The 20,515-nt window shown below is 72.3% G+C and carries 17 protein-coding genes and 1 pseudogene; 10 read left to right on the plus strand and 8 right to left on the minus strand.

Annotated features, from left to right (window positions below; genetic code table 11):
- Positions 1–166 precede the first annotated feature (166 nt).
- On the minus strand, positions 167–1,453 hold the full coding sequence (locus ACMYLB_RS16200) for a 3-deoxy-D-manno-octulosonic acid transferase (protein WP_415907996.1): 1,287 nt from the start codon (positions 1,451–1,453) through the stop codon (positions 167–169).
- A 94-nt stretch (positions 1,454–1,547) separates the two neighbouring features.
- Positions 1,548–2,597: a deoxyhypusine synthase family protein gene (locus ACMYLB_RS16205; protein ID WP_415907997.1), complete on the minus strand. Its 1,050-nt coding sequence runs from the start codon at positions 2,595–2,597 to the stop codon at positions 1,548–1,550.
- Between the two features lie 154 nt (positions 2,598–2,751).
- Between ACMYLB_RS16205 and ACMYLB_RS16210 the strand changes: the two genes are divergently transcribed.
- Complete coding sequence (locus tag ACMYLB_RS16210) at positions 2,752–5,574, plus strand: M16 family metallopeptidase (RefSeq protein ID WP_415907998.1); 2,823 nt, start codon at positions 2,752–2,754, stop codon at positions 5,572–5,574.
- A gap of 322 nt (positions 5,575–5,896) precedes the next feature.
- A complete protein-coding gene (locus ACMYLB_RS16215) occupies positions 5,897–8,572 on the plus strand; it encodes a M16 family metallopeptidase (protein WP_415907999.1) in 2,676 nt (891 codons plus the stop codon).
- On the opposite strand, the gene ACMYLB_RS16220 is transcribed toward ACMYLB_RS16215, so the two are convergent.
- The 6 genes and pseudogenes from ACMYLB_RS16220 to ACMYLB_RS16245 form a co-directional block, all read right to left on the minus strand.
- Positions 8,479–9,579 carry an exosortase/archaeosortase family protein gene (locus ACMYLB_RS16220; RefSeq protein WP_415908000.1) on the minus strand — a complete coding sequence of 367 codons (1,101 nt, stop codon included), beginning with the start codon at positions 9,577–9,579 and terminating at the stop codon, positions 8,479–8,481. The genes ACMYLB_RS16215 and ACMYLB_RS16220 overlap by 94 nt on opposite strands.
- Positions 9,580–9,616: 37 nt before the next feature.
- Positions 9,617–10,263 (minus strand): annotated as a pseudogene (locus ACMYLB_RS16225) (DUF2238 domain-containing protein).
- Complete coding sequence (locus ACMYLB_RS16230) at positions 10,260–10,625, minus strand: hypothetical protein (protein ID WP_415908001.1); 366 nt, start codon at positions 10,623–10,625, stop codon at positions 10,260–10,262. Before ACMYLB_RS16230 ends, ACMYLB_RS16225 begins: the two are co-directional and overlap by 4 nt.
- A 25-nt stretch (positions 10,626–10,650) precedes the next feature.
- On the minus strand, positions 10,651–11,538 hold the full coding sequence (locus ACMYLB_RS16235) for an alpha/beta hydrolase (RefSeq protein ID WP_415908002.1): 888 nt from the start codon (positions 11,536–11,538) through the stop codon (positions 10,651–10,653).
- 127 nt (positions 11,539–11,665) lie between these two features.
- The gene (fabF, locus tag ACMYLB_RS16240) at positions 11,666–12,991 is read right to left on the minus strand and encodes a beta-ketoacyl-ACP synthase II (RefSeq protein WP_415908003.1); all 1,326 of its coding nucleotides are present in this window, start codon (positions 12,989–12,991) and stop codon (positions 11,666–11,668) included.
- Between the two features lie 25 nt (positions 12,992–13,016).
- Positions 13,017–13,598, minus strand: a complete 582-nt coding sequence (locus ACMYLB_RS16245) for a TetR/AcrR family transcriptional regulator (protein ID WP_415908004.1) — start codon at positions 13,596–13,598, stop codon at positions 13,017–13,019.
- Between the two features lie 131 nt (positions 13,599–13,729).
- Here ACMYLB_RS16245 and ACMYLB_RS16250 point away from each other — a divergent pair, with 131 nt between their 5' ends.
- The 8 genes from ACMYLB_RS16250 (at position 13,730) to ACMYLB_RS16285 (ending at position 20,515) form a co-directional block, all read left to right on the plus strand.
- Entirely contained in the window at positions 13,730–14,227 is a 498-nt protein-coding gene (locus tag ACMYLB_RS16250; protein WP_415908005.1) for an HIT family protein, read from the plus strand.
- Between the two features lie 64 nt (positions 14,228–14,291).
- Positions 14,292–15,293 carry a PhoH family protein gene (locus ACMYLB_RS16255; protein ID WP_415908006.1) on the plus strand — a complete coding sequence of 334 codons (1,002 nt, stop codon included), beginning with the start codon at positions 14,292–14,294 and terminating at the stop codon, positions 15,291–15,293.
- Between the two features lie 11 nt (positions 15,294–15,304).
- Complete coding sequence (gene ybeY / locus ACMYLB_RS16260) at positions 15,305–15,877, plus strand: rRNA maturation RNase YbeY (RefSeq protein WP_415908007.1); 573 nt, start codon at positions 15,305–15,307, stop codon at positions 15,875–15,877.
- A gap of 49 nt (positions 15,878–15,926) precedes the next feature.
- Positions 15,927–16,601 carry a DUF502 domain-containing protein gene (locus tag ACMYLB_RS16265; protein ID WP_415908008.1) on the plus strand — a complete coding sequence of 225 codons (675 nt, stop codon included), beginning with the start codon at positions 15,927–15,929 and terminating at the stop codon, positions 16,599–16,601.
- Positions 16,602–16,657: 56 nt separating this feature from the next.
- Complete coding sequence (locus ACMYLB_RS16270) at positions 16,658–17,275, plus strand: hypothetical protein (protein WP_415908009.1); 618 nt, start codon at positions 16,658–16,660, stop codon at positions 17,273–17,275.
- Between the two features lie 259 nt (positions 17,276–17,534).
- Entirely contained in the window at positions 17,535–17,999 is a 465-nt protein-coding gene (locus tag ACMYLB_RS16275) for a TetR-like C-terminal domain-containing protein (RefSeq protein WP_415908010.1), read from the plus strand.
- 33 nt (positions 18,000–18,032) lie between these two features.
- Complete coding sequence (locus ACMYLB_RS16280; RefSeq protein WP_415908011.1) at positions 18,033–19,448, plus strand: TolC family protein; 1,416 nt, start codon at positions 18,033–18,035, stop codon at positions 19,446–19,448.
- A gap of 74 nt (positions 19,449–19,522) precedes the next feature.
- Positions 19,523–20,515, plus strand: a complete 993-nt coding sequence (locus tag ACMYLB_RS16285; RefSeq protein WP_415908012.1) for an efflux RND transporter periplasmic adaptor subunit — start codon at positions 19,523–19,525, stop codon at positions 20,513–20,515.

Below are 20,515 nucleotides of genomic sequence, written 5' to 3' on the forward strand. Positions count from 1 at the left end.
ACGCCCCCGCGATCGCCCAGGCGCTGCACGATATCTTCGCCCACGAGGGCGCCCGCTGGCGCGAGCTGCGCGCCGGCCTTCGCCGCCTTGCCCGGCCCTCCGCCGCGCGCGACATCGCCTCGCACGTCCTCGCCCGCGTCGGCGCCGGTCCGGCCGGCGTGCCCCGCTAGGCGCGCGCCGCCAGCTCGGCGCGGAGGACGGCCAGCGTGCGCTCCGTCGCGCCGCGGTTGGCCGCGCTCCAGGCCCGGGCCGCGGCCGCGAGCTGCTCGCGCTCCGCTGCGTTCTCCAGCAGCTCCACCGCCAGGCGCACGAGCTCGGCGTGCGTGGCCACGCGCCGCACGGCGTCGGCCTCGGTGAGCGAGCGGATGATGTCGCGGAAATTCGTCATCCTCGGCCCGTGCAGCACCGGCTTGCCGAGGATCGCGGCCTCCACCGGCGTCTGGCCGCCGTCGTGCGGCGGCAGGCTCTTGCCCACGAAGACGAGATCGGCCAGCTGCGTGAGCTGGCGGAGCTCGCCGGTGGTGTCGCCGACCGCGACGTCGACCGTCCGCGGCGCGGCGCCCTCCGAGCGGAAATGGAAGGAAAAGCCGCTGCGCTCGAGCAGCCCGCGCAGTTCCTCGCGGCGCTCGGCGTGGCGCGGCACGAGCAGCAGCGAGACGTCGTGGCCGTCGGCCCGCGCCCGCCGCAGGGCCTCGAGCAGCGCCTCCTCCTCGCCCGGCCAGGTCGACGAGCCGAGCAGCACGAGCCCGCCCGCGGGCAGGCCGACCGCGCGGCGCAGGGCGACGCGCGCGGCGTCGTCGAGCAGCGGGATGGCCACGTCGAGCTTGAGGTTGCCCGTGGTCTGCAGCCGCTCGGCCGGGAAGCCGAGGGCGCGAAAGCGCTGCTCGTCGCGCTTGGCGGAGGCGAGCACCCGCGTGATCCCGGCCGCCAGCGGGCGCAGGGCCCATTTGAAGCGCACCGAGCGGCGGAAGCTGCGGTCGGAGAGCCGCGCGTTCACGCTCACCACCGGCACGCCGCGTCCCCGGGCGGCGCGCACGTGCTCGGGCCAGCGCTCGCCTTCCATCAGGACGCAGAGGTCGGGCTGCACCTGCCGCCAGGCCCGGGCGCTGAACGCCCAGAAATCCAGCGGGAAGTAGCCGATGCCGATCGTGAGCAGGGCATACTTCTCCTTCGCGAGCGCGTAGCCCGTGCTCGTGGTCGTCGTGAGGTAGGTCTCGCAGCCGTCGCGCTTGAGCCCCTCGAGCAGCGGCCCGATGGCCAGCATCTCGCCGACGCTCACCGCCTGGAGCCAGACGCGTTTGCGCGCGGCGCTTTTCGCCGGCAGCTCCGGCACCTCGCCGAAGCGGCCGCCGAAGCCCACGGCATAGCCGCCGCGCTTCCGCATCCGCCAGAGGTAATACGGCGCGGCGAGCAGCAGCGCGGGCAGAAAGAGGAGGCGGTAGACCCAGATCACGGCGAGGCAGGCATCGGACCAAACCGCAGAGGCACAGAGTCCACAGAGCAGGTCTCCGTGTCCTCTGTGCCTCTGTGGTTCAAAAAGGAAACGCTTACTGACCCAACACCCAGCTGAAGATCAGCGGGGCGACGATCGTGGCGTCGGACTCGACGATGAACTTCGGCGTCTTCTCGCCGAGCTTGCCCCAGGTGATCTTCTCGTTCGGCACGGCGCCGGAGTAGCTGCCGTAGCTGGTGGTCGAGTCGCTGATCTGGGCGAAGTAGCCCCACAGCGGCACGCCGGTGCGGCCGAGGTCCTGGTGCAGCATGGGCACGACGCAGATCGGGAAGTCGCCCGCGATGCCGCCGCCGATCTGGAAGAAGCCGATCGAGCCCTCGCCGTTGCGGAGCCGCTTCGCGGTCTTCGTATACCACTCGGCCAGCCAGACCATGTATTCGATGCCGGTGCGGACGGTGTGGACGTTCTTGATTTCGCCGGTGACGCAGCGGCCGGCATACATGTTGCCCAGCGTGGCGTCCTCCCAGCCCGGGACGATGATGGGGAGGTTCTTCTCGCAGGCGGCGAGCATCCACGAGTTCTTCGGGTCGATCTGGTAGAACTTCTTCAGCTTACCCGACCGGAGAATTTTATACATGAACTCGTGGGGGAAGAAGCGCTGGCCGCTCTGGTCGGCCGCGATCCACTCCTCCGCCACGGCGGCCTCGATGCGGCGCATGGCCTCGCCCTCGGGGATGCAGGTGTCGGTGACGCGGTTCATGTGCCGGTCGAGCAGCGCCTGCTCGTCCGCCGCGGTGAGGTGGCGGTAGTGCGGGACGCGCTCGTAGTAGTCGTGCGCGACGAGGTTGAAGATGTCCTCCTCGAGATTGGCGCCGGTGCAGACGATGGCGTGGACCTTGTCCTGGCGGATCATCTCGGCGAGGGTGATGCCGAGCTCGGCCGTCGACATGGCGCCGGCGAGGGTGACGAGCATCTTGCCGCCCGCGGCGAGGTGCGCCTCGTAGCCCTTCGCGGCGTCGAGCAGGGCGGCCGCGTTGAAGTGGCGGTAGTTGTGCGCGATGAACTGCGAGACCGGTCCCTTCTTCGCCGCGAGGGCGGCGTTGAGGTCTTCGGGGCGTTTCGTCTGGCGTTTGGCTTTCTTCATTTTCGCGGAAGTAGAAGACCCGCGCGCGGCGGGGTCACGAAAAATCTTGTCGGCCGCACGGGTCGCCCGCGACCCAGGCAAGCCGAAAAAACACTCCGAAAGAACTACACCGGGGCTCTTGCCACCCCGGCAGGCTTGCTGAATCTTTCCCGCCATGTTGTCCCGCATCGCGCTCCTCTCCTGCCTCGCGGTCGCGTCGCTGTTCGCGGCCCCGCTCACCTCGCAGCTCGCCCACGAAACCTCCGACCTGCCGGTCGACCCCGCCGTCCAATGGGGCCGCCTCGACAACGGCCTCCGCTACGCCATCCTCCCCAACCACGAGCCGAAGAACCGCGCCAGCCTCCGCTTCGTCGTGCGCGCCGGCTCGCTCAACGAGTCCGACGACCAGCGCGGCCTCGCCCATTTCCTCGAGCACATGGCGTTCAACGGCAGCACGCACTACGCGCCGGGCACGCTGGTCGAGTTCTTCCAGCGCCTCGGCATGAGCTTCGGCGGCGACACCAACGCCTTCACCAGCTTCGACCGCACCGTCTACATGCTCGAGCTGCCCGACACCAAGCCCGAGACGCTCGACAAGGCCTTCACGCTCTTCGCCGACTACGCCGGCGGCCTGCTCCTGCTCGAGGACGAGATCAACAAGGAGCGCGGCATCATCCTGAGCGAGAAGCGCGCGCGCGACTCGGTCGAGTTCCGCCAGTTCATCGGCGAATTCGAGTTCCTCCTCCCCGACGCCCGCTTCATCCAGCGCATCCCGATCGGCCGCGAGGAGATCATCGCCCAGGCCCCGCGCCAGCGCTTCGTCGACTTCTACAACACCTGGTATCGCCCGGAGCTCATCAGCGTCGTCGCCGTGGGCGACTTCGACCCCGCCACCGTCGAGCGCGTGCTGAAGGAGAAACTGGCCCCCGTGACGCCGCGCGCGCCCGCCGCGCTCCCGCCGTCGCTGGGCGCGGTCACGCCCGTCGCGGGCGTCGTGGCCAAGCTCCTCCCCGAGCCCGAGGCCGGCTCCGTGCAGGTCTCGATCCAGACCGTCACGCCCTACAGCTTCGAGCCCGACACCGCCGCCAACCGCCTCAAGTATCTCCCGCGCCAGCTCGCGCTGCGCATGCTCAACCGCCGCCTCTCCATCCTCGCCAAGCAGGAGGGCGCGCCCTTCATCGGCGGCCAGGTCGGCGCCACCGAGCAGTTCGACTTCTTCCGCAACGCCTCGGTCGAGCTCACCTGCAAGCCCGAGCAGTGGCGCGCCGCCCTCGGCGTCGGCGAGCAGGAGCTCCGCCGCGCCCTCCAGTTCGGCTTCCAGGCCGCCGAGCTGAAGGAGGCCGTCGCCGGCCTGCGCAACGCCCTCGAGCAGGCCGTCCGCACCGCCCCCACCCGCCGCTCCGAGGGCCTGGCGATGGAAATCGTCAACAGCTTCGTCGACCAGAACGTCTTCACCCATCCCAAGACCGAGCTGGAACTCTTCGCCCCCGCGCTCGAGAAGATCACGGCCGAGGACTGCCTCGCCGCCCTGCGCAACGCCTTCGACGACCACACCGGCCGCCGCATCTTCGTCACCGGCAACCTCCAGCTCGACCAGGCCGAGACCCAGATCGTCGCCGCCTACGAGGCCAGCCGCGCCGTCGCCGTGCAGCCGCCGGCCAAGATCGAGGAGGCGCAGTTCGCCTACACCCGCTTCGGTCCCCCTGGCACCGTCCAGCACGAGCAGAAGGCCGAGGACCTCGGCATCACGCTCCTCACCTTCGCCAACGGCGTGCGCCTCAACCTTAAGCCGACCGACTTCGAGGCCGGCCGCGTCCGCATCAGCGTGCGCATCGGCGGCGGCCGCCTCACCGCGCCGGCCGACCAGCCCGGCCTGCCCTTCTTCGTCGGCAACACCTTCCTCGCCGGCGGCCTCGGCCAGCACAGCGCCGACGACCTCCAGCGCCTCCTCGCCGGCCGGACCGTCGGCACGAGCTTCAGCATCGCCGGCGACGCCTTCGTCTTCAACGGCACCACCAACCGCAACGACCTCGCCCTCCAGCTCCAGCTCCTCGCCGCCTACGTGACCGACCCGGGCTTCCGCCCCGAGGCCATGCGCCTCTACGCGAAGGGCGTCGAAGCCTTCTACACCCGCGGCGCCAACACCGTCGAATGGCCGCTCCAGACCGAGGTCCCGCCGCTCCTCGCCAACGGCGACCACCGCTTCGGCCTCCCCGCCAAGGCCGACGCCACCGCGCGCACGCTCGCCGAGGCCAAGGCCTGGCTCGTGCCACAGTTCGCCCGCGGCGCCATCGAGGTCGCGATCGTCGGCGACTTCGACCCCGCCGCCGCCACCGCCGCCGTCGCCGCCACCTTCGGCGCCCTGCCCCCGCGCGAGGCCAAGCCCGCCTACGACGCCGAGCGCCAGGTCGCCTTCGGCGCACCCGTCGCCAAGCAGTTCTTCACCGTCACCGAGATCCCGAAGGGCATCGTGCAGATGTATTGGCCCGCGACCGACGCCCGCGACGCCAAGCTCGCCCGCCGCATCAGCCTGCTCGCCGCCGTGTTCAACGACCGCCTGCGCGTCAAGATCCGCGAGGAGATGGGCGACACCTACTCGCCCGACGCCGGGGCCAGCCTCAGCGACACCTTCAAGGGCTTCGGCCACCTCGTCGCCAACGCCACCGTCGCCCCCGACAAGGCCCGCGCCGTCGCCGACGCCATGAAGGCCGCCGCCACCAGCCTGTTCGATAAGGGCGTGACCGACGAGGAACTCGTCCGCGCCAAGCAGCCCGCGCTCACCGCCGCGCGCCAGTCCGTGCGCACCAATCCCTACTGGCTCGGCAGCGTGCTCTCCGCCGCGCAGGAGCAGCCCGAGCGCCTCGAGTGGGCGCGCAACCGCCTGGGCGACCTCGAGTCGATCACCGCCGCCGAACTCACCGAGCTCGCGCACCGCTACCTCGATCCGGCCAAGAGCAGCGAGTTCATCTCGCTCCCCGAGGTGAAGAAGGCGAACTGAGCGCCGCTTCCCGCCCCCTCTCCCATCCGCGGTCGCCGGCGACCGCGGATTTTTTTGTCCCCGCGCGGCGGCGAATCCGCATTGCCAAGCCCGCGCCCGTTCCGATTCAGTCCGCCCCGGGCCAATTCATCTCACCGTCTCTGATGCACTCCCCGGTTGGGCGCCGCGCCGCGCCCGTCTTCTCGGCCCCCTGCTCACGCGCCTGACCCTGTTCGCGGCCCTGCTCGCCGCGCCGGCCGCGCTCCCCGCCGCCGACTGGCCGCTCGAGACGGCCGACCTGCATCCCGACCCGGCGTGGCAGTGGGGCACCCTACCCAACGGCTTGCGCTACGTCGTGCGCTCGAACGCCGAGCCCGCGGGCCGCGTGTTCCTCATCCTGCGGGTGCAGTCCGGCTCGATCTACGAGCGCGACGACCAGCGCGGCTTCGCCCACTTCGTCGAGCACATGGCGTTCAACGGCACGACGCGCTACCCCGGCACCACGCTCGTCGACACCATGCAGCGCGCCGGCTACCGCCTCGGCGCGCACCTGAGCGCCTTCACCGGCTACACCTCCACCTTCTACCAGCTCGACGTCCCCCGCACGGACGAGACCACGTTGCGCCAGGCCTTCGAGGTGCTCGTCGAATTCGCGCAGAACGTCACCTTCGCCCCGTCGGAGGTGAAGCGCGAGTTCGGCGTTGTCGAAAGCGAGCGCCGCGCCCACACCAGCACGCGCCTCGACTACGGACGGGAGATCGAGGAATACCTCTTCCCGCAGACGCGCTTCGCCGCGCGCTCCGTCCTCGGCGAGACCGAACAGCTCCGCCGGGCCACGCCCGAGGCGCTGCGCGCGTTCTATCGCACGTGGTATCGGCCCTCGCGCCTGGCGCTCATCGCCGTCGGCGACGCGCCGCGCGAGCAACTCGTCGCGCTCGTCACCCGGCACTTCGGCCCGCTCGCCGAGCCCGCCGCTCCGCCGCCGCCCGAGCCGGACCTCGGCCGCTTTGCCCACCCCGATCGCCCCGAGGCGCGCTACATCGCCACCCACGAGCCCGGGGGCATGACCAACGTCGTCTACTCGGTCCGGCCCAACCGCGCGCCCCTCGACACCCGCGCCGCCCGCGAGGCGGCCATCGCCCGCTCCGCGGTCGACTGGATGCTGCACGAGCGTCTCCAGGTCCTGGTGCGCGACAACCCGGTCGCCTTCGGCCAGGCCCAGGCCGGCAGCTTCGACTTCTTCCAGTCCGCCGACGTCAGCTTCCTCCAGATCAGCACCCAGACCGGACTCTGGCGCCGCGGCATCACCACGCTCGACGAGGAACTCCGCCGCGCCCTCGCCTACGGCTTCTCCGACGACGAGGTGGAGGCGCAACGCGTGCGCTTCGCGGCCCATTACCAGGAGGCGATCCGCTCCGCCCCGCGCACGCCCTCCCTGGCGCTCGCGCAAGCGCTCCTGCAGGCGATCGAATTCGGCTTCGTGCCCACCTCGCCCGCCGACACCTGGGCCGCGGTCGAGCAACGCGTCCGCCAGCTCACCCCCGCGGAGTGCCTGGCCGCCCTGCGCGAGACCTGGCCGGGCGACGCCCGCCAGTTCGCCGTGCTCGGCACGCAGGCGGGCCTCACCCGCGGCGACGACATCGTCCAGGCCGTCGTCGACAACCGCCGCCTCACCCCGCTCGAGGACAAGCCGGTCGTGATCGCGAAGACGCTCGCCTACCCGTTCGACGGCCCCGTGCCGGCCGCGGCCTCGCGCCAGTCCTTCCCCGAGGTGGACGCCCAGGTCGTGACCTTCCCCAACGGCGTCCGGCTCGCCCTCAAGCGCACGGACTACCAGCCCAACCACGTCGAGGTCCGCGTGCGCGTCGGCTACGGCCGGGTCGAGGAACCGGCCGCGAAGGCCGGCCTCGCCGCCGCCAGCGCGACCGTGCTCCTTCCCGGCGGCGTCGGCCGCCACGACGAGGCCTCGCTCAGCCGCATCCTCGCCGCCGAGTCCCTCCAGCTGAATTTCCAAGCCGAGGAGGACTGCTACGTCTTCGCCGGCACCGCCTCCCGCGCCAGCCTGCCGACCCTGCTGCGCCTGAACGCCGCCTACGTGCTCGACCCCGCGCTGCGACCGGCGCCGATGTTCACCGCCATGAGCCAGCTGCGATCCTACTACAGCGGCGTCGCCGCCAGCCCCGAGCAGTTCGGCCAGGTGGTCGTCTCCCGGCTCGTGCACGCCGGCGACCATCGCTACGGCATCGCCAACGGCGACGCGGTGTTCAGCCACACGCCGGAGGACATCGGCGCCTGGATCAAGCCGATCCTCGCCCGCGGCCCGCTCGACGTGTCGATCTGCGGCGACATCGACCCCGAGGCCACCATTGCCGAGGTCGGCCGCACCTTCGGCTCCCTGCCCGCCCGCGAGGCCCGCCACCCGCTCGCCGACTCGCTCCGTCCGCGCCTGACCAGCCGCGCGGTCGAGGAATCCGTCCAGCTCGCGCCCGGGCTGCACAAGACCGCCGTCATGGTGGCCTGGCCGTTCGACGTGCCGCGCGTCATCGAGGACCCGCGCCGCGTGCGCATGCTCACCCTCGCCCTCCAGCTCCGCCTCACCCGCCGCGTCCGCGAGGAGCTCGGCGCGACCTACGCGCCCGAATCCGACCTGTGGCAGAGCAGCGCGTGGCCGACCCGCGGCTTCCTCTACGCCGCCGTCCAGGTCGAGCCCGCCCGCGCCCGGAAGGTCGCCGGCCTCGTCCGCGAGATCGCCGCGAACCTCGCGCGCCAGGGCCTGACCCCGGACGAGTTCACCCAGATCCACGAACCGAAGGTCGCTTCCCTCGCCACCGAGCTGCGCGACGACACCTACTGGAACTACTACGTCCTGCCCAACCTCGGCGTCGAACCCTGGGCCGTCGCCCTGCCGCTCTCGCGCACCGCCGACTACCGCTCGATCACGGTCGACGAACTCAACGCCTTCGCGCGCCGCCATCTCCGGCCCGAGCTGGCCACGACGCTGCTGGTGACCTCGGAGTGAGGCCGCGGCCCGCCCCGGCCGGCGTCAGGGCGTCTTCTCCGCCGGCGGCGCGAGGATTTTTCCAGCTTCAGGTTCAGCAGCCATACCAGCGCCAGCAGGCCGAGGCAGGTCACGCCGAGCACCGCGTAGCCGGCGGTGTCGTGCACGGTGCCGTTGATCGCCTCCGGCCCGTAGGCGTAGGCCCAGCCGGTCAGAAAGAGGCTGCGCGCGAGGTTCATCACGAAGGCGAACCCCATCGCCGCCGCCACGAGGAAGACCTTCTTCCACAGCCGGTCGAAGAACATCGCCCCGAGGAACGAGCCCGCGAAGAGGCACGCCGTCAGCGAGCGGATGCCCGAGCACGCCTCCGCGACCCCCACCGGCCCCTTCGGCAGCATCAGCACGTTGCCCTGCTGCTCCACCGGGTAGCCGAGCACGTCGAAGACGAAGGCGACCACGGTCACCACTTTGCGCAGGAGGAACAGGCTGATCTGCGCCTCCACCGCCGACACCAGCGGCGCCGAGATCAGCCACACGCCCACCGGGAAGAGGAACAGCGCCGCCACGCGGAACCGCGGCTCCGCCACCAGCGCCCCGAGCCCCCGCTTGGCACGGGGTGCCTCGATCGCCCTTTCCGCCCCGGGGCTCCGGTCCGTCCGCGTCGGCACGTTGAAAAACAGCAGCGACAGCACGATCGCCATCATGCCCGTCGTCAGCGCGAACGTCCCCGGCTGCGACGTGCCCGCGCCCGCACGGTAAAAGGCGCCGAGCAGGAAAAACAGCGCGCCGCCCACCAGCCCGAGCGCCGCGGCGACGTTCAGCGTCCATCGCACCCCCGCCGCCGCCGGCTCCGCCCGCGCCGCCTCGGCCAGTCGCGCCCGGATCTGCGGCCAGCGATCGTAGACCGCATACGCCGTGAACACCGGCACCAGCCAGCCGAACGTGTAATCCTCCTTCACCCGCCACCAGTGCGACTGATCCCACGCCACGAACGCCACGAAGCCGCCCGCCAGCACGAGGGCGGCCACGAAAGCCCCGGGCGCCGCCGGCGCGGCGGACGGAATTTCAGCGTTCGGGCTCGGGGCTTCCATGCGGGAGTCGCGCCATCGAACGGTCGTGCCCCCGGCTCAGCAACGCCAAAGCGGCCAGCGCCCCACCCAGCGCCCACGCCATGTCCGACTGCGTGTCCCACGCGTAACCCTGCGTCCCGAGAAAATCGTCCGCCGCCGCACCCGACGCCACCGCCACCCCCACTCGATCAGCTCGTAGAGCGCGCTGAAACCGAGGCAGACGCTCGTGACGAGGAAGCCCAGCCAGCGCGAGCGTCGGCCGTCCCCGCGATCGCCCAGCGGCGATGTCCGCACGAGGATCTCCCGCGCCAGGATCGCCGGCACGAAACCCTGCGCGAAATGCCCAAGCTTGTCGTAGTTGTTCCGCGTCCACCCGAACCACTGCATCCACCACTCGCCCAGCGGCACGCGCGCGTAGGTGTAGTGTCCGCCGAAGATCAACACCACGCAGTGCAGCCACACCAGCACGAGCAGGAGCGTCGACAGCGGGAAACGCCGCCGCACCGCGATCATCAGCGGCACGCCGATCAGCACCGGCAGCACCTCGAGCAGCCACGTGAAATAATCGTGCGGCCGCACCGCCGACCAGCCGAGCACCGGCAGCAGCAGCACGACGAAGACGACCAGCCGGCGCTCGCTCATCGCGCGCCCTCCCGCAGGCGTTCGGCCACGAAATCCCGCACCGCCGGCTCGAGCCGCGCCGCCCGCGCGTCGAACTCGCGCTCGAGCCGCGCCCACGGCACCGCCCCGTCGGGCGTCAGCACCGGCGTGAGGTTCTTATCCGGCCGCGTGTCTCCGGGGTCGACCACCGCGTGCGAAAAGCCGCGCGCCTCCCGCCAGGTCAGCGCCCGCTCCCGCCGGTCGGCGCCCGGGTAGCAAAGCTGAAACCCGTCGCACGCCCCGTCGCCGCGATACCAGACGATCAATTCCAGCGCCTCGTCCTCGAACCAGCGCCGGCGCCCGCCGCCGGCCTCCTGCGTCACCTGTTTGAACTCCTGGAGCACGCGGCGAGCTTGGCGGCGGCGACGCTCACCGCAAGCCGCCGATGAACTCCACCGCCTGCCGCACGATCTCCGGCGTGGCCAGGATCCGGTAGTGCCCGCGGCCGGGCACCGGCACCAGCCGCGCCCCGCGCCAGAGCGCCACGATTTCCTCCGTCGCCGTGAAACTCGCGTCCTCGTCCGCTGGATCGTGAAACACCTGCAGCGCGCACGGCGCCGTCCGCGCCACCACCCGCAAGTCGACGTCCGCATTGCGCGCCGCCGTCCGGCGCTCGACCGCCGCGAAGAATTTTTCGCGCAACCCGTCCGCCAGCTGCAGCCGCGCCGCCACCCGCGTCAGCCGCTCGAGCTGGCTTTGCGGCGGCGCCAGCAGCACCAGCCCGCGCGGCGCGACGCCGAGCGTCGTGCTCATCGCCGCGCCCGCCGCGCCCATCGAGTGCCCGATCAGCGCGAAAAACCGGCCCGCCTCGCGCTCGATCTCCGCCAGCGTGCGCCCCACCAGCGGCACGTGCGCCTCGTCGCCGGGCGAGTCCCCGTGTCCCGGCGCGTCGAACGCCAGCACGCGAAAGCCCGCCTCCGCCAGCGGCGCCGCGAAGGCGCCGAGCTGCGCGCCGTGGCCCTCCCAGCCGTGCACGAGCCCGACCAGCGGCGGCGCGTCCCCTGCGCCGCCCAGAGTCCGTAATACGGACTCTGGCGCGGGCGACCACTCCCACGCCGCGAGCGCACCCTGGCTCGTGCGCAGCGTCCGCCGCCGCGCCGTTTCCAGATAGCCGAGCTCGCGCGGCACCCGCCGCGCGCCGCGCAGCGGCCGCACGAAGATCGCCGCCGCGAGCTCCGCCAGCGCATCGGCATCGTGCGGCACCGGTGGCACCGGGACGCCGCGCTTCGCCGCCGCCGCGAGGAGAACCGCGCTCATGGCCGTGATTGTCGGGCGGGGTCGCCCAACCCCGCCGTTCGAAGCTCTCGCCGCGCTCGCGGCGGGGTTCGGCGACCCCGCCCGACAAAGAAGGCTTGCGCCGGCGGTTCCATCTGGCGCGCGCTCCTCACACCGCCGCGAACACCAGCGAGGCGTTCGTGCCGCCGAAGCCGAAGCAGTTCGACAGCGCCGCGCGCACCGGCCGGCGGACCGCCGTGTTGGGCGTGAAGTTCAGGCCGAGCTCGGCGCAGGCCGGCTCGATCTGGTCGAGGTTGATCGTCGGCGGCACGACGCCGTCGCGGATCGCCATCACCGCCGCGAACGCACCCATCGCGCCCGCGCCGCCGAGCAGGTGGCCGGTCATCGACTTCACGCCGCTGACGTTCAGCGCCGCCTTGTTGCCGGCGAACACGGTCGCGATCGCCGCCGCCTCCTCGCCGTCGCCGCCGGGCGTCGAGGTCGCGTGTGCGGAAACGTAGTCGATCTCGTCCGGCCGCAGCCCCGCCGTCGCGAGCGCCGCGCGCATCGAGCGCTGCGAGCCCTCGCCGCCGGGGGCGAGCGAGGAGAGGTGGTGCGCGTCGGCCGACGCGCCGTAGCCGCGCAGCTCGGCGTAGATCCTCGCCCCGCGGCGCTTGGCCTGCTCGTATTCCTCGAGCACGAACACCACCGCGCCCTCGCTGAGCACGAAGCCGTCGCGCGCCGCATCGTAGGGGCGCGATGCCTTCTTCGGGTCGTCGTTGCGCTTCGAGAGCGCGCGCATCTGCGCGAACGCGCCGATCGCGAGCGGCGTGATCGTCGACTCCGCGCCGCCGGCGAACATCACGTCGGCGTCGCCGCGCGCGATCGCCGCCGCGGCCTCGCCGAGGGCGTGGCCGCTCGTGGCGCACGCGGAGGCGACGCACATGTTCGGGCCGCGCGCGTCGAGCAGCAGGCTCACCTGGCCGGCGAGCAGGTTGGGCGCGATCTGGATGATGAAGAAGGGCGAGATCTTCCGGTAACCGTCCCGGCGCCACGTCTCGTGCGTGCCCTCGATCTCGGGCAGGCCGCCGAGGCCGACGCCGAGGTTCACGCCCATGCGCTCGGCCGACAGCGTCGCGCGGTGCGCGTCGAGGCCGCTGTCCACGTAGGCTTCCAGCGCGGCCACGCACCCGAGGTGCGTGAAGCGGCCGAATTTCTTCGTGTCCTTCGCGTTGAAGGCCGCCGTCACCGGCTCCGTGCCGGCGCCGCGCGGGAAGACCGGCTGGGCCAGCGGGCGCAGCGGGTCGAGGTTCTTCACCTCGCCGGCGATCGTCACCGGACAATTCGTCGTGTCGAAGCGCGTGATCGGGCCGAGGCCGGATTCGCCGGCCACGAGTGCGCGCCAGGAATCGGGCGCGGTGAGACCGACGGGAGTTGCGGCCCCGAGGCCGGTGACGACCACGCGACGGCGCGGCGGTTGGAGCGGATGGTTCATGGGAAAGGGAGGAGGGCGAATGGGGTCAGCCGAAGCAGGCGATCGCGGTCTCGCGCGTCTGCGCGAGCAGCTGGCGGCTCGCCGCCTCGTCCAGCAGCGAGCGCGCGAGGATCAGCGCGCCGATGAGCATGCTGAGCAGCGACGTCGTGAGCCGCTCGTTTTCCGCCGGGTCCTCGGCCAGCCGCAGCGCCGCGGCGAGCCGGCCGCGATGACGTTGCAGCGCCTCGGCGTAGCCGCGCTGCGCCCGGCCCTTCGGGCGCGACGCCTCCGCGCCCAGCGCCGCCACGAGGCAGCCGCCGGCGCGATCGTCGCGGTGGTGCGCGCTCAGGTAGCTGGCGGCGAGCGCGCGCACGCGCTGGCGGCGCGTCGGCAGCGCCGCGATGCGCGCCAGGTTCTCCTGCCCCATGTCGAAGCCGGTCGCGCACGCCTCGGCGATCAGCTCGTTCTTGTCGCGGAAATGCGCGTAGAAGCCGCCATGCGTCAGCCCGGCGCGCCGCATCACGTCGTCGACGCCCGTCGCCGCCACGCCCGACTCGCGAAACGCCGCGCTCGCCGCCTCGAGGATGCGGCGCCGGGTCGCGAGTTTATGGCCGGCGGAATAGCGCATGGGATTTAATATGACGAACGTCATACTAAGCCGCCCGGCCCCCTGTCAAGCCGCGGCTCCCCGCCCCGTCCATCTCCCGCCGTCCCCGAGCTTTGACAACCCGTCGGGGCTGTCCCACCTTGCGGCGAATCATGCAACACCTGCACGCCTACTGGCGCATGGAATACATCGAGGCGCCGCGGCTGCCCGACACGGGGGACATCTTTACCGCCCTGCCCGCCCTCGGGGACGACGCGCGGGCGCTGATCGTCCATCGCAGCCCGTTGAGCTACCTCGTGCTGAACCGCTTTCCCTACAACGCCGGCCACCTCCTCGCCGTGCCGTTCCGCGCCGCCAGCGACCTGACCGAGCTCACCGCCGCCGAACGCGCCGACCTGATGGACGAGATCGTGTTCGGCAAGGAGCTGCTCAAGGCCGCGCTGAACCCGAACGCCTTCAACATCGGCTTCAACCTCGGCGCCGCCGGAGGCGGCAGCATCCCGCACCTCCACGCCCACATCGTCCCGCGCTGGGCCGGCGACACGAACTTCATGCCCGTCATCGGCGAGACGCGCGTCCTGCCGCAATCGCTCGAGGCCATGTATCGGCGCCTCGCCGAGACGCTCCCGAAAATGCCCGCGCGCCTCTGAGCGCCCGACGTCGCCCGCCTTCCGTCCTCAGTCCTCCGCCCTCCGCTTTCCGTCCTCCGTCCCAGTGCCCTCCGTCTCGAAAACCGTTTCCTTCCCCAACGCCCGCCAGCTCGCCCAGCTTTACTGCAACAACGAGGCCAACCTGACGCTCGCGGAGCAGAAGCTCGGCGTCCGCCTCGTCACCCGCGACGACTGGCTGAAGATCGACGGCCCCGAAGCCGCCGTCGCCGGCGCCGACGAATTCTTCGCCCGCCTCAACGAGGGCCGCACCCAGGGCATGGCGATGCGCACGGCGGATTTTCACCGCCTGCTGCTCACCTTCATCTCCGACGGCGGCCCCGAGCGCCTGCGCGCGCTCTTTTCCGAGCCGCTGCAGATCGGCACGGCGAAGAAGACGATCGTCCCCAAGACCATCGGCCAGAAGCTCTACCTGCAGGCGATCCAGAAGAACCCGGTCGTCTTCGGCATCGGCCCCGCCGGCACGGGCAAGACCTACCTCGCCATGGCCGCCGCCATCACCGCACTGATGAAGAACCAGGTGCAGCGCGTCGTCCTCACCCGCCCCGCGGTCGAGGCGGGCGAGACGCTCGGCTTCCTGCCCGGCGACCTGCGCGAGAAGATCCTCCCCTACCTGCGGCCGCTCTACGACGCGATGCACGACCTGCTCTCGCCCGAGGACGCCACCACGCTCGCCGAGAAGGGCATCATCGAGATCGCGCCGCTCGCCTACATGCGCGGCCGCACGCTCGCCAACTCCTTCATCATCCTCGACGAGGCCCAGAACACCACGCCGGAGCAGATGATGATGTTCCTCACCCGCCTCGGCGACGAGTCGCGCATGGTCATCACCGGCGACGTCACCCAGATCGACCTCCCGCGCTCGAAGCCCTCCGGCCTCCTCCAGGCGCCGCGCATCCTCCGCAACATCCCGGGCATCGAGATCCACCACTTCACCGCCACCGACGTCGTCCGCCACCCGCTGGTGCAGAAGATCATCGACGCCTACGAGCACGCGAAGAACTCGGGCGCCGACGTCGAGCGTCCCGGCCACCCGACCGTTCCGTGATCCCGCCGCGCGTGACGCCCCGCCCGATCGAGATCCAAAACCGCCACCCGCGGCTCCGCGCACCCGTCGCGCAGGTCCGCCGCGTGATCGCGCTGCTCGACGCGCACTTCCGGATTCTCCCGGCCGATCTGCCCACCTTCTCCCCGGCCGCCCGCGCCCGCTGCCGCTCCGCCACGGCCGAGCCGCAGCCGTCCGCGCTGGCCGCCGGCGAACTCTCCCTCGTCTTCCTCACCGATCCCGCCCTGGCCCAGCTGCACGCGGATTTCATGGACGACCCGAGCCCGACGGACGTGATCACCTTCGAGGGCGACGCCGCGGCCGGCCTCGCCGGCGAGGTCTGCGTCTCCGCCGACACCGCCCGCGCCTACGCCCGCGAGCACGGCCACGACTTCGCCACCGAGCTCACGCTCTACCTCGTCCACGGCTGGCTGCACCTCGTCGGCTACGACGACCTCCAGCCCGCGAAGAAACGCCGCATGCGCGCCGCCGAGGCCCGCGCGCTGAAGCTTCTGGCCGCGCACGCCGCGATCCCGGCCTTCGCCCTCGCCGCACCGCCGCCGCCGCGGCGCCCGCGAGCACGCTGATTTCCCTTTGCCTCCGCGCCCGTTTGCGTGAGGAATCCGACGTCACCTCATGGCCGAAACCCGCCTCGCTTCGCTCCGCAACGCCTTCCTCACCGGCCTCCTGCTGGTCGCGCCCTTCGTCGTGACCATCTGGGCGCTGCGCCTCGTCATCGGCTTCGTCGGCGGCTCCATCACGCCGCTCTTCCAGCCCTACCTGCCCGCGGCGCTCAGCCACCTGCCCGCCCTCGTCTGGGACGTCGCCACGACCGTCATCGTCCTCTGCCTGATCGCGGCCCTCGGCTACCTCTCGCGCATCTTCCTCGGGCAGTGGGTCGGCATGGTCGCCGAGCGTCTCATCCAGGGCATCCCCGGCATCGGCGGCTTCTACAACAGCGTCAAACAGTTCATCGAAACCTTCGGCACCAAGGACCGCGCCCAGTTCAGCAAGGTCGTGCTCGTGCAATTCCCGCGCGCCGGCGCCTACACCATCGGCTTCGTCACCAACACCAACCGCGGCGAACCGCACCGGCACCTCCAGGGCGACCACTGGGCCGTCTTCGTGCCGACCTGCCCGAGCCCGGTGAACGGCTTCTTCATGTTCCTGCCCGCCGCCGAGCTGATCGAACTCGAGATGTCGGTCGGCGACGGCATGAAGGTCGTCATCTCCTGCGGCGCCGTGCTGCCGAACTGGAGCGACCCCGCCGCCGCCAAGGCCGCGCTGAAAACCTGGGCCGCCGGCGCCTGACCGCGCCCGCCGCCCCGCGTCCTGCGTTCTCCGTCCCCGGTCCTCCGCTTTCCGCCATGCCCGGCCAGCCGCTTACGACCGTCGCCCTCATCCTCGGCCGGCAGGCGTCGGGCTCCGACACGTTCGAGCAGCTGACCGCCTTCAGCGAGGAGCACGGCGTGCTCCTCTGCCTGCGGCGGCTCTCCACCAAGGCGGCGAGCGCGCCGCCGCTCGACTTGTTCGACGAAGCCGAACTCTCGCTCGAATCCTCCTCGCAGGGCCGCACCTGGTTCATCCGGGAACACCGGCACGTCCGCCGCTTCCCCGGCGTCGGCCGCAGCTACGACGCCCTGCGCACCGCGGCCGCCCTCGCCACGCTGGTCAGCCGCAACCCGGTCGCCGACGAGTCGCGCGCCCCGGTCACCGCCCTGCTCCGCCAAAGCCTCGGCGCGCTCGAGACCGGCGCCCGCCCGGACCTGGTGTGGCTCAAGGCGCTCTTCCTTTTCCTCCGCGACGAGGGCTACCCGGTGAAGCAACAGTGGTGGCAGCAGCTCGCCGCCGCCGACCGCGACGCCGCGGCGCAGATCATCCACCAGCCCATCGCGGGCCAGACCCCGCCCGCGGCCCTCGTCGCCGACCTCACCCGGCGCCTGCAGGATTGGGTCGCCGCCGACACCGAGATCCGCCTGCGCTGAGCCGCGGCCCCGAGCCGGAGGTTGACGCTCTGTCAGCTCTGGTGCACCGTGGCGCGATGAAACGCCGGGCCCCCACCACGAGACGCGCCTCCCCGACCGCGAGCAGCGGCGGCAGGAAATCCTCCGCGCCGCCATCCAGCTCTTCGCCGAGCGCGGCCTGGAGAACGTCACCTTCGGCGATATCGCCCGCGCCGCCCGGCTGAGCCGCCCGCTGGTCTATTTCTATTTCCCCGACCTCGAGACGCTGTTCCTCGAGGCCGTGGTCGTCGGCAGCCGCAAGGTCCAACAGCGCTTCGTCCACGCCGTGCGTCCGAGCCTCAGCGGCCTGGACCAGATCATGGCCATCGGCGGGGCCTACGTGCAGTTCGCCCGCGACGAGCCGGAGCTGTTCCAGCTGCTCGCCCACCGGGAGACCAAGCAGCCCTCGCCCGACCACGCCGAGCACCCGCTCGAGGCCGAATGCCACCGGCAGTTCAGCGGCATCATGGACGTCCTCGTCGCCGCGCTGCAGAAGGGCATCCAGGACGGCTCGATCCGCCGCGACCTCGGCGATCCGGCCAAGGTCGCCGTCTGCCTCTGGGGCCTCACCCACGGCCTGATCCAGATCACCACCACCCAGCAGCCCACCATCGAGGGCAAGCTGGGCACCGCCGCGGACGACCTGCCCGACTTCGGCCTCGACCTCCTCTGCCGCAGCCTCGCCGGGCGCCCGCGCCGCTCTTGACAACTTGTCAGCGCTGACAAACTGTCAGCGCGCATGTCCCGGCCGCCCGTCCCGCTCCTCCTCCTCGCGCTCGTCACCGCGGCCTCCGCCGCCGCGCCCACGCCCGCCCCGTCGATCCCGTCCTGGCCCGCCCCGCCCGCCGCGGTCGAGGCGCTCGTCGCCGAGGCCTGGCGCTCCAACCTCGCGCTCGCGGGCGAGTCGCTCGAGGTCGAGCGCGCCGCCGCCCGCCTCGCCGAGGCGCGCAGCCACTTCCTGCCGCGGCTCGACCTCTCCGCCCGCTACAGCGTGGCCGACGGCGGCCGCACGATCGACCTGCCGCTGGGCGACCTGCTCAACGGCGCCTACGCCACCCTCAACCAGTATCTCGCTTCGCAGGGACAGCCCGCGCGCTTCCCCACGGTCGAGAACCAATCCATCTCGCTCCTCCGCGCGCGCGAGCAGGACACCCACCTGCGCCTGACGCAGCCGCTCTACGCCCCGGAGATCCGGCGCGGCGTCGCCGCCGCCCGCGCCGGGCTCGCCGCCCGCGAGGCGCAGCTGGCCGCTTACCGCCGCCAGCTCCGCGCCGAGGTGCACGCGGCCTGCTTCCGTCACGCCGAGGCCGGCGCCGCCGTCGGCATCTACGAGAGCGCGCTGGCGCTCGTCCAGGAATCGCTCCGCGTGAACCGCAGCCTGGCGCGCAACGACAAGGTCACCGACGACGTCGTGCTCCGCGCCGAGGCCGAGGTCGCCGCCGTGCGCCAGCAGCTCGCCGAAGCCGCCGCCACCCGCGACCGCGCGCACCGCTACGTCAATTTCCTCCTCAACCGTCCGCTCGACACCGCGCTGCCGCCGCTGGACGAAACTGAGACCGCCCGCTACGCCGACGCGCTGGCGGCGGCCGAGATCCCCGCCGCCGATGCCCGCGCACGCGAGGAGCTCGACAGCCTCCGCCACGCCCGCACCGCCGCGCGCGCGGCCGCCGATGCCGTGCAGGCGCGCAACCTGCCCAGCCTCGCCCTCGCCGTCGACGCCGGCGGCCAGGGCGAGAGTTACCGCACCGGCCGCGGCAGCGGCTATGCGATGGGCTCGCTCGTGCTCGATTGGAATCTCTTCGACGGCCAGCAGCGCCGCAGCCAGGTCGCCCAGGCCCGCATCGACGAACGCCAAGCCGCGCGCCAGCTCACTGCCGCCGAGCAGCAGCTCGCCCTCCAGGTGCAGCAGGCCCGCGACGAGTTCGCCACCGCGCGCACCGCCCTCGCCGCCGCCGCGCTGCGTCGCGACGCCGCGCGCGCCGCCTACCGCCTCGTCGCCCGTCGCGAGGCCGAGGGCCTGGCCAGCCAGCTCACCGTGCTCGACGCCCGCAACACGCTCACGACCGCCGAACTGAACTACGTCGTCACGCGCGCCCGCCTCGCGTCCGCCGCCGCCGACTTCGACCGCGCCGCCGCCCTCACCCCCTTGCCCTGATCCGCCATGTCCGCTCCCTCCCCCGCCCTCCGCCTCGCCCTCCTGCCGCTGCTCGGCCTGCTCGCTCTCGCCGGTTGCGGACGCCCCGCCCCCGCCGCGTCCGGCGAGCCCGCGCCCTCGTCGTCGAGGTCGTCCCGGTCGTCCTCACCACCGCGGCCGTCCCGGTCGACGTCACCGGCGTGCTCGGCCGCCGGGTCGAGTCCACGCTTTCCTTCAAGACCGGCGGCGTCATCGCGGCGGTGTCCGTCCGCGCCGGCGATCGCGTCACGCGCGGCCAGACGCTCGCCACGCTCCGGCTCGACGAGATCGACGCCCAGGTCGCCCAGGCGCGCACCGCCGTGGAAAAGGCCCGCCGCGACCACGCCCGCATCGAGGCGCTGCACGCCGACCGCGTCGCCACGCTCGAGAATCTCCAGGATGCCCGCAGCGCGCTCGACGTCGCCGCGGCCGCGCTCCGCGCCGCCGAGTTCAACCGCGCGCACTCCGTCATCGTCGCGCCGGCCGACGGCCGCATCCTGCGCCGCCTCGCCGAGCCCGAGGAACTCGCCGGCCCCGGCCGCCCGATCCTGGCGTTCGCGGCCGACGACGGTGGCTGGATCGCCCGGGCCGGCGTCACCGAGCGCGACGTGCTGCGCCTCCACGTCGGCGACCGCGCCACGCTGCAGGGCCCCGACGGCCTCGCCCTCTCCGCCTCCCTCGCGCAGATCGCCGAGGGCGCCGACCCCGCCACGCGCACGGTCGAGGTCGAACTGGCCGTCGACGGCGCCATGCCCGCCGGGGTGCGCAGCGGCTTCATCGTCGACGCCCGGATCTTGCCGCAACCCGTGCCCGCGCGCGCCGCCGTGCCGCTCTCGGCCCTGGTCGAGGGCCGCGCCCGCCAGGCACACGTCTTCCTGCTCGCCACCGACGGCCGAAGCGTGCGCCGCCAGGAGGTCGAGATCGAGGCGATCCACGACGACCGCGCCTACCTGCGCACCGCGCTGCCGGCCGGCGCCCGCGTCGTGACCACCGGCGCGGAATTCCTCTCCGACGGCCGCACCGTCGCCCTGCCCGCCGCCAGCCGCTGA

This window comes from Oleiharenicola sp. Vm1 (assembly GCF_047777955.1).
GTDB lineage: Bacteria > Verrucomicrobiota > Verrucomicrobiia > Opitutales > Opitutaceae > Didemnitutus.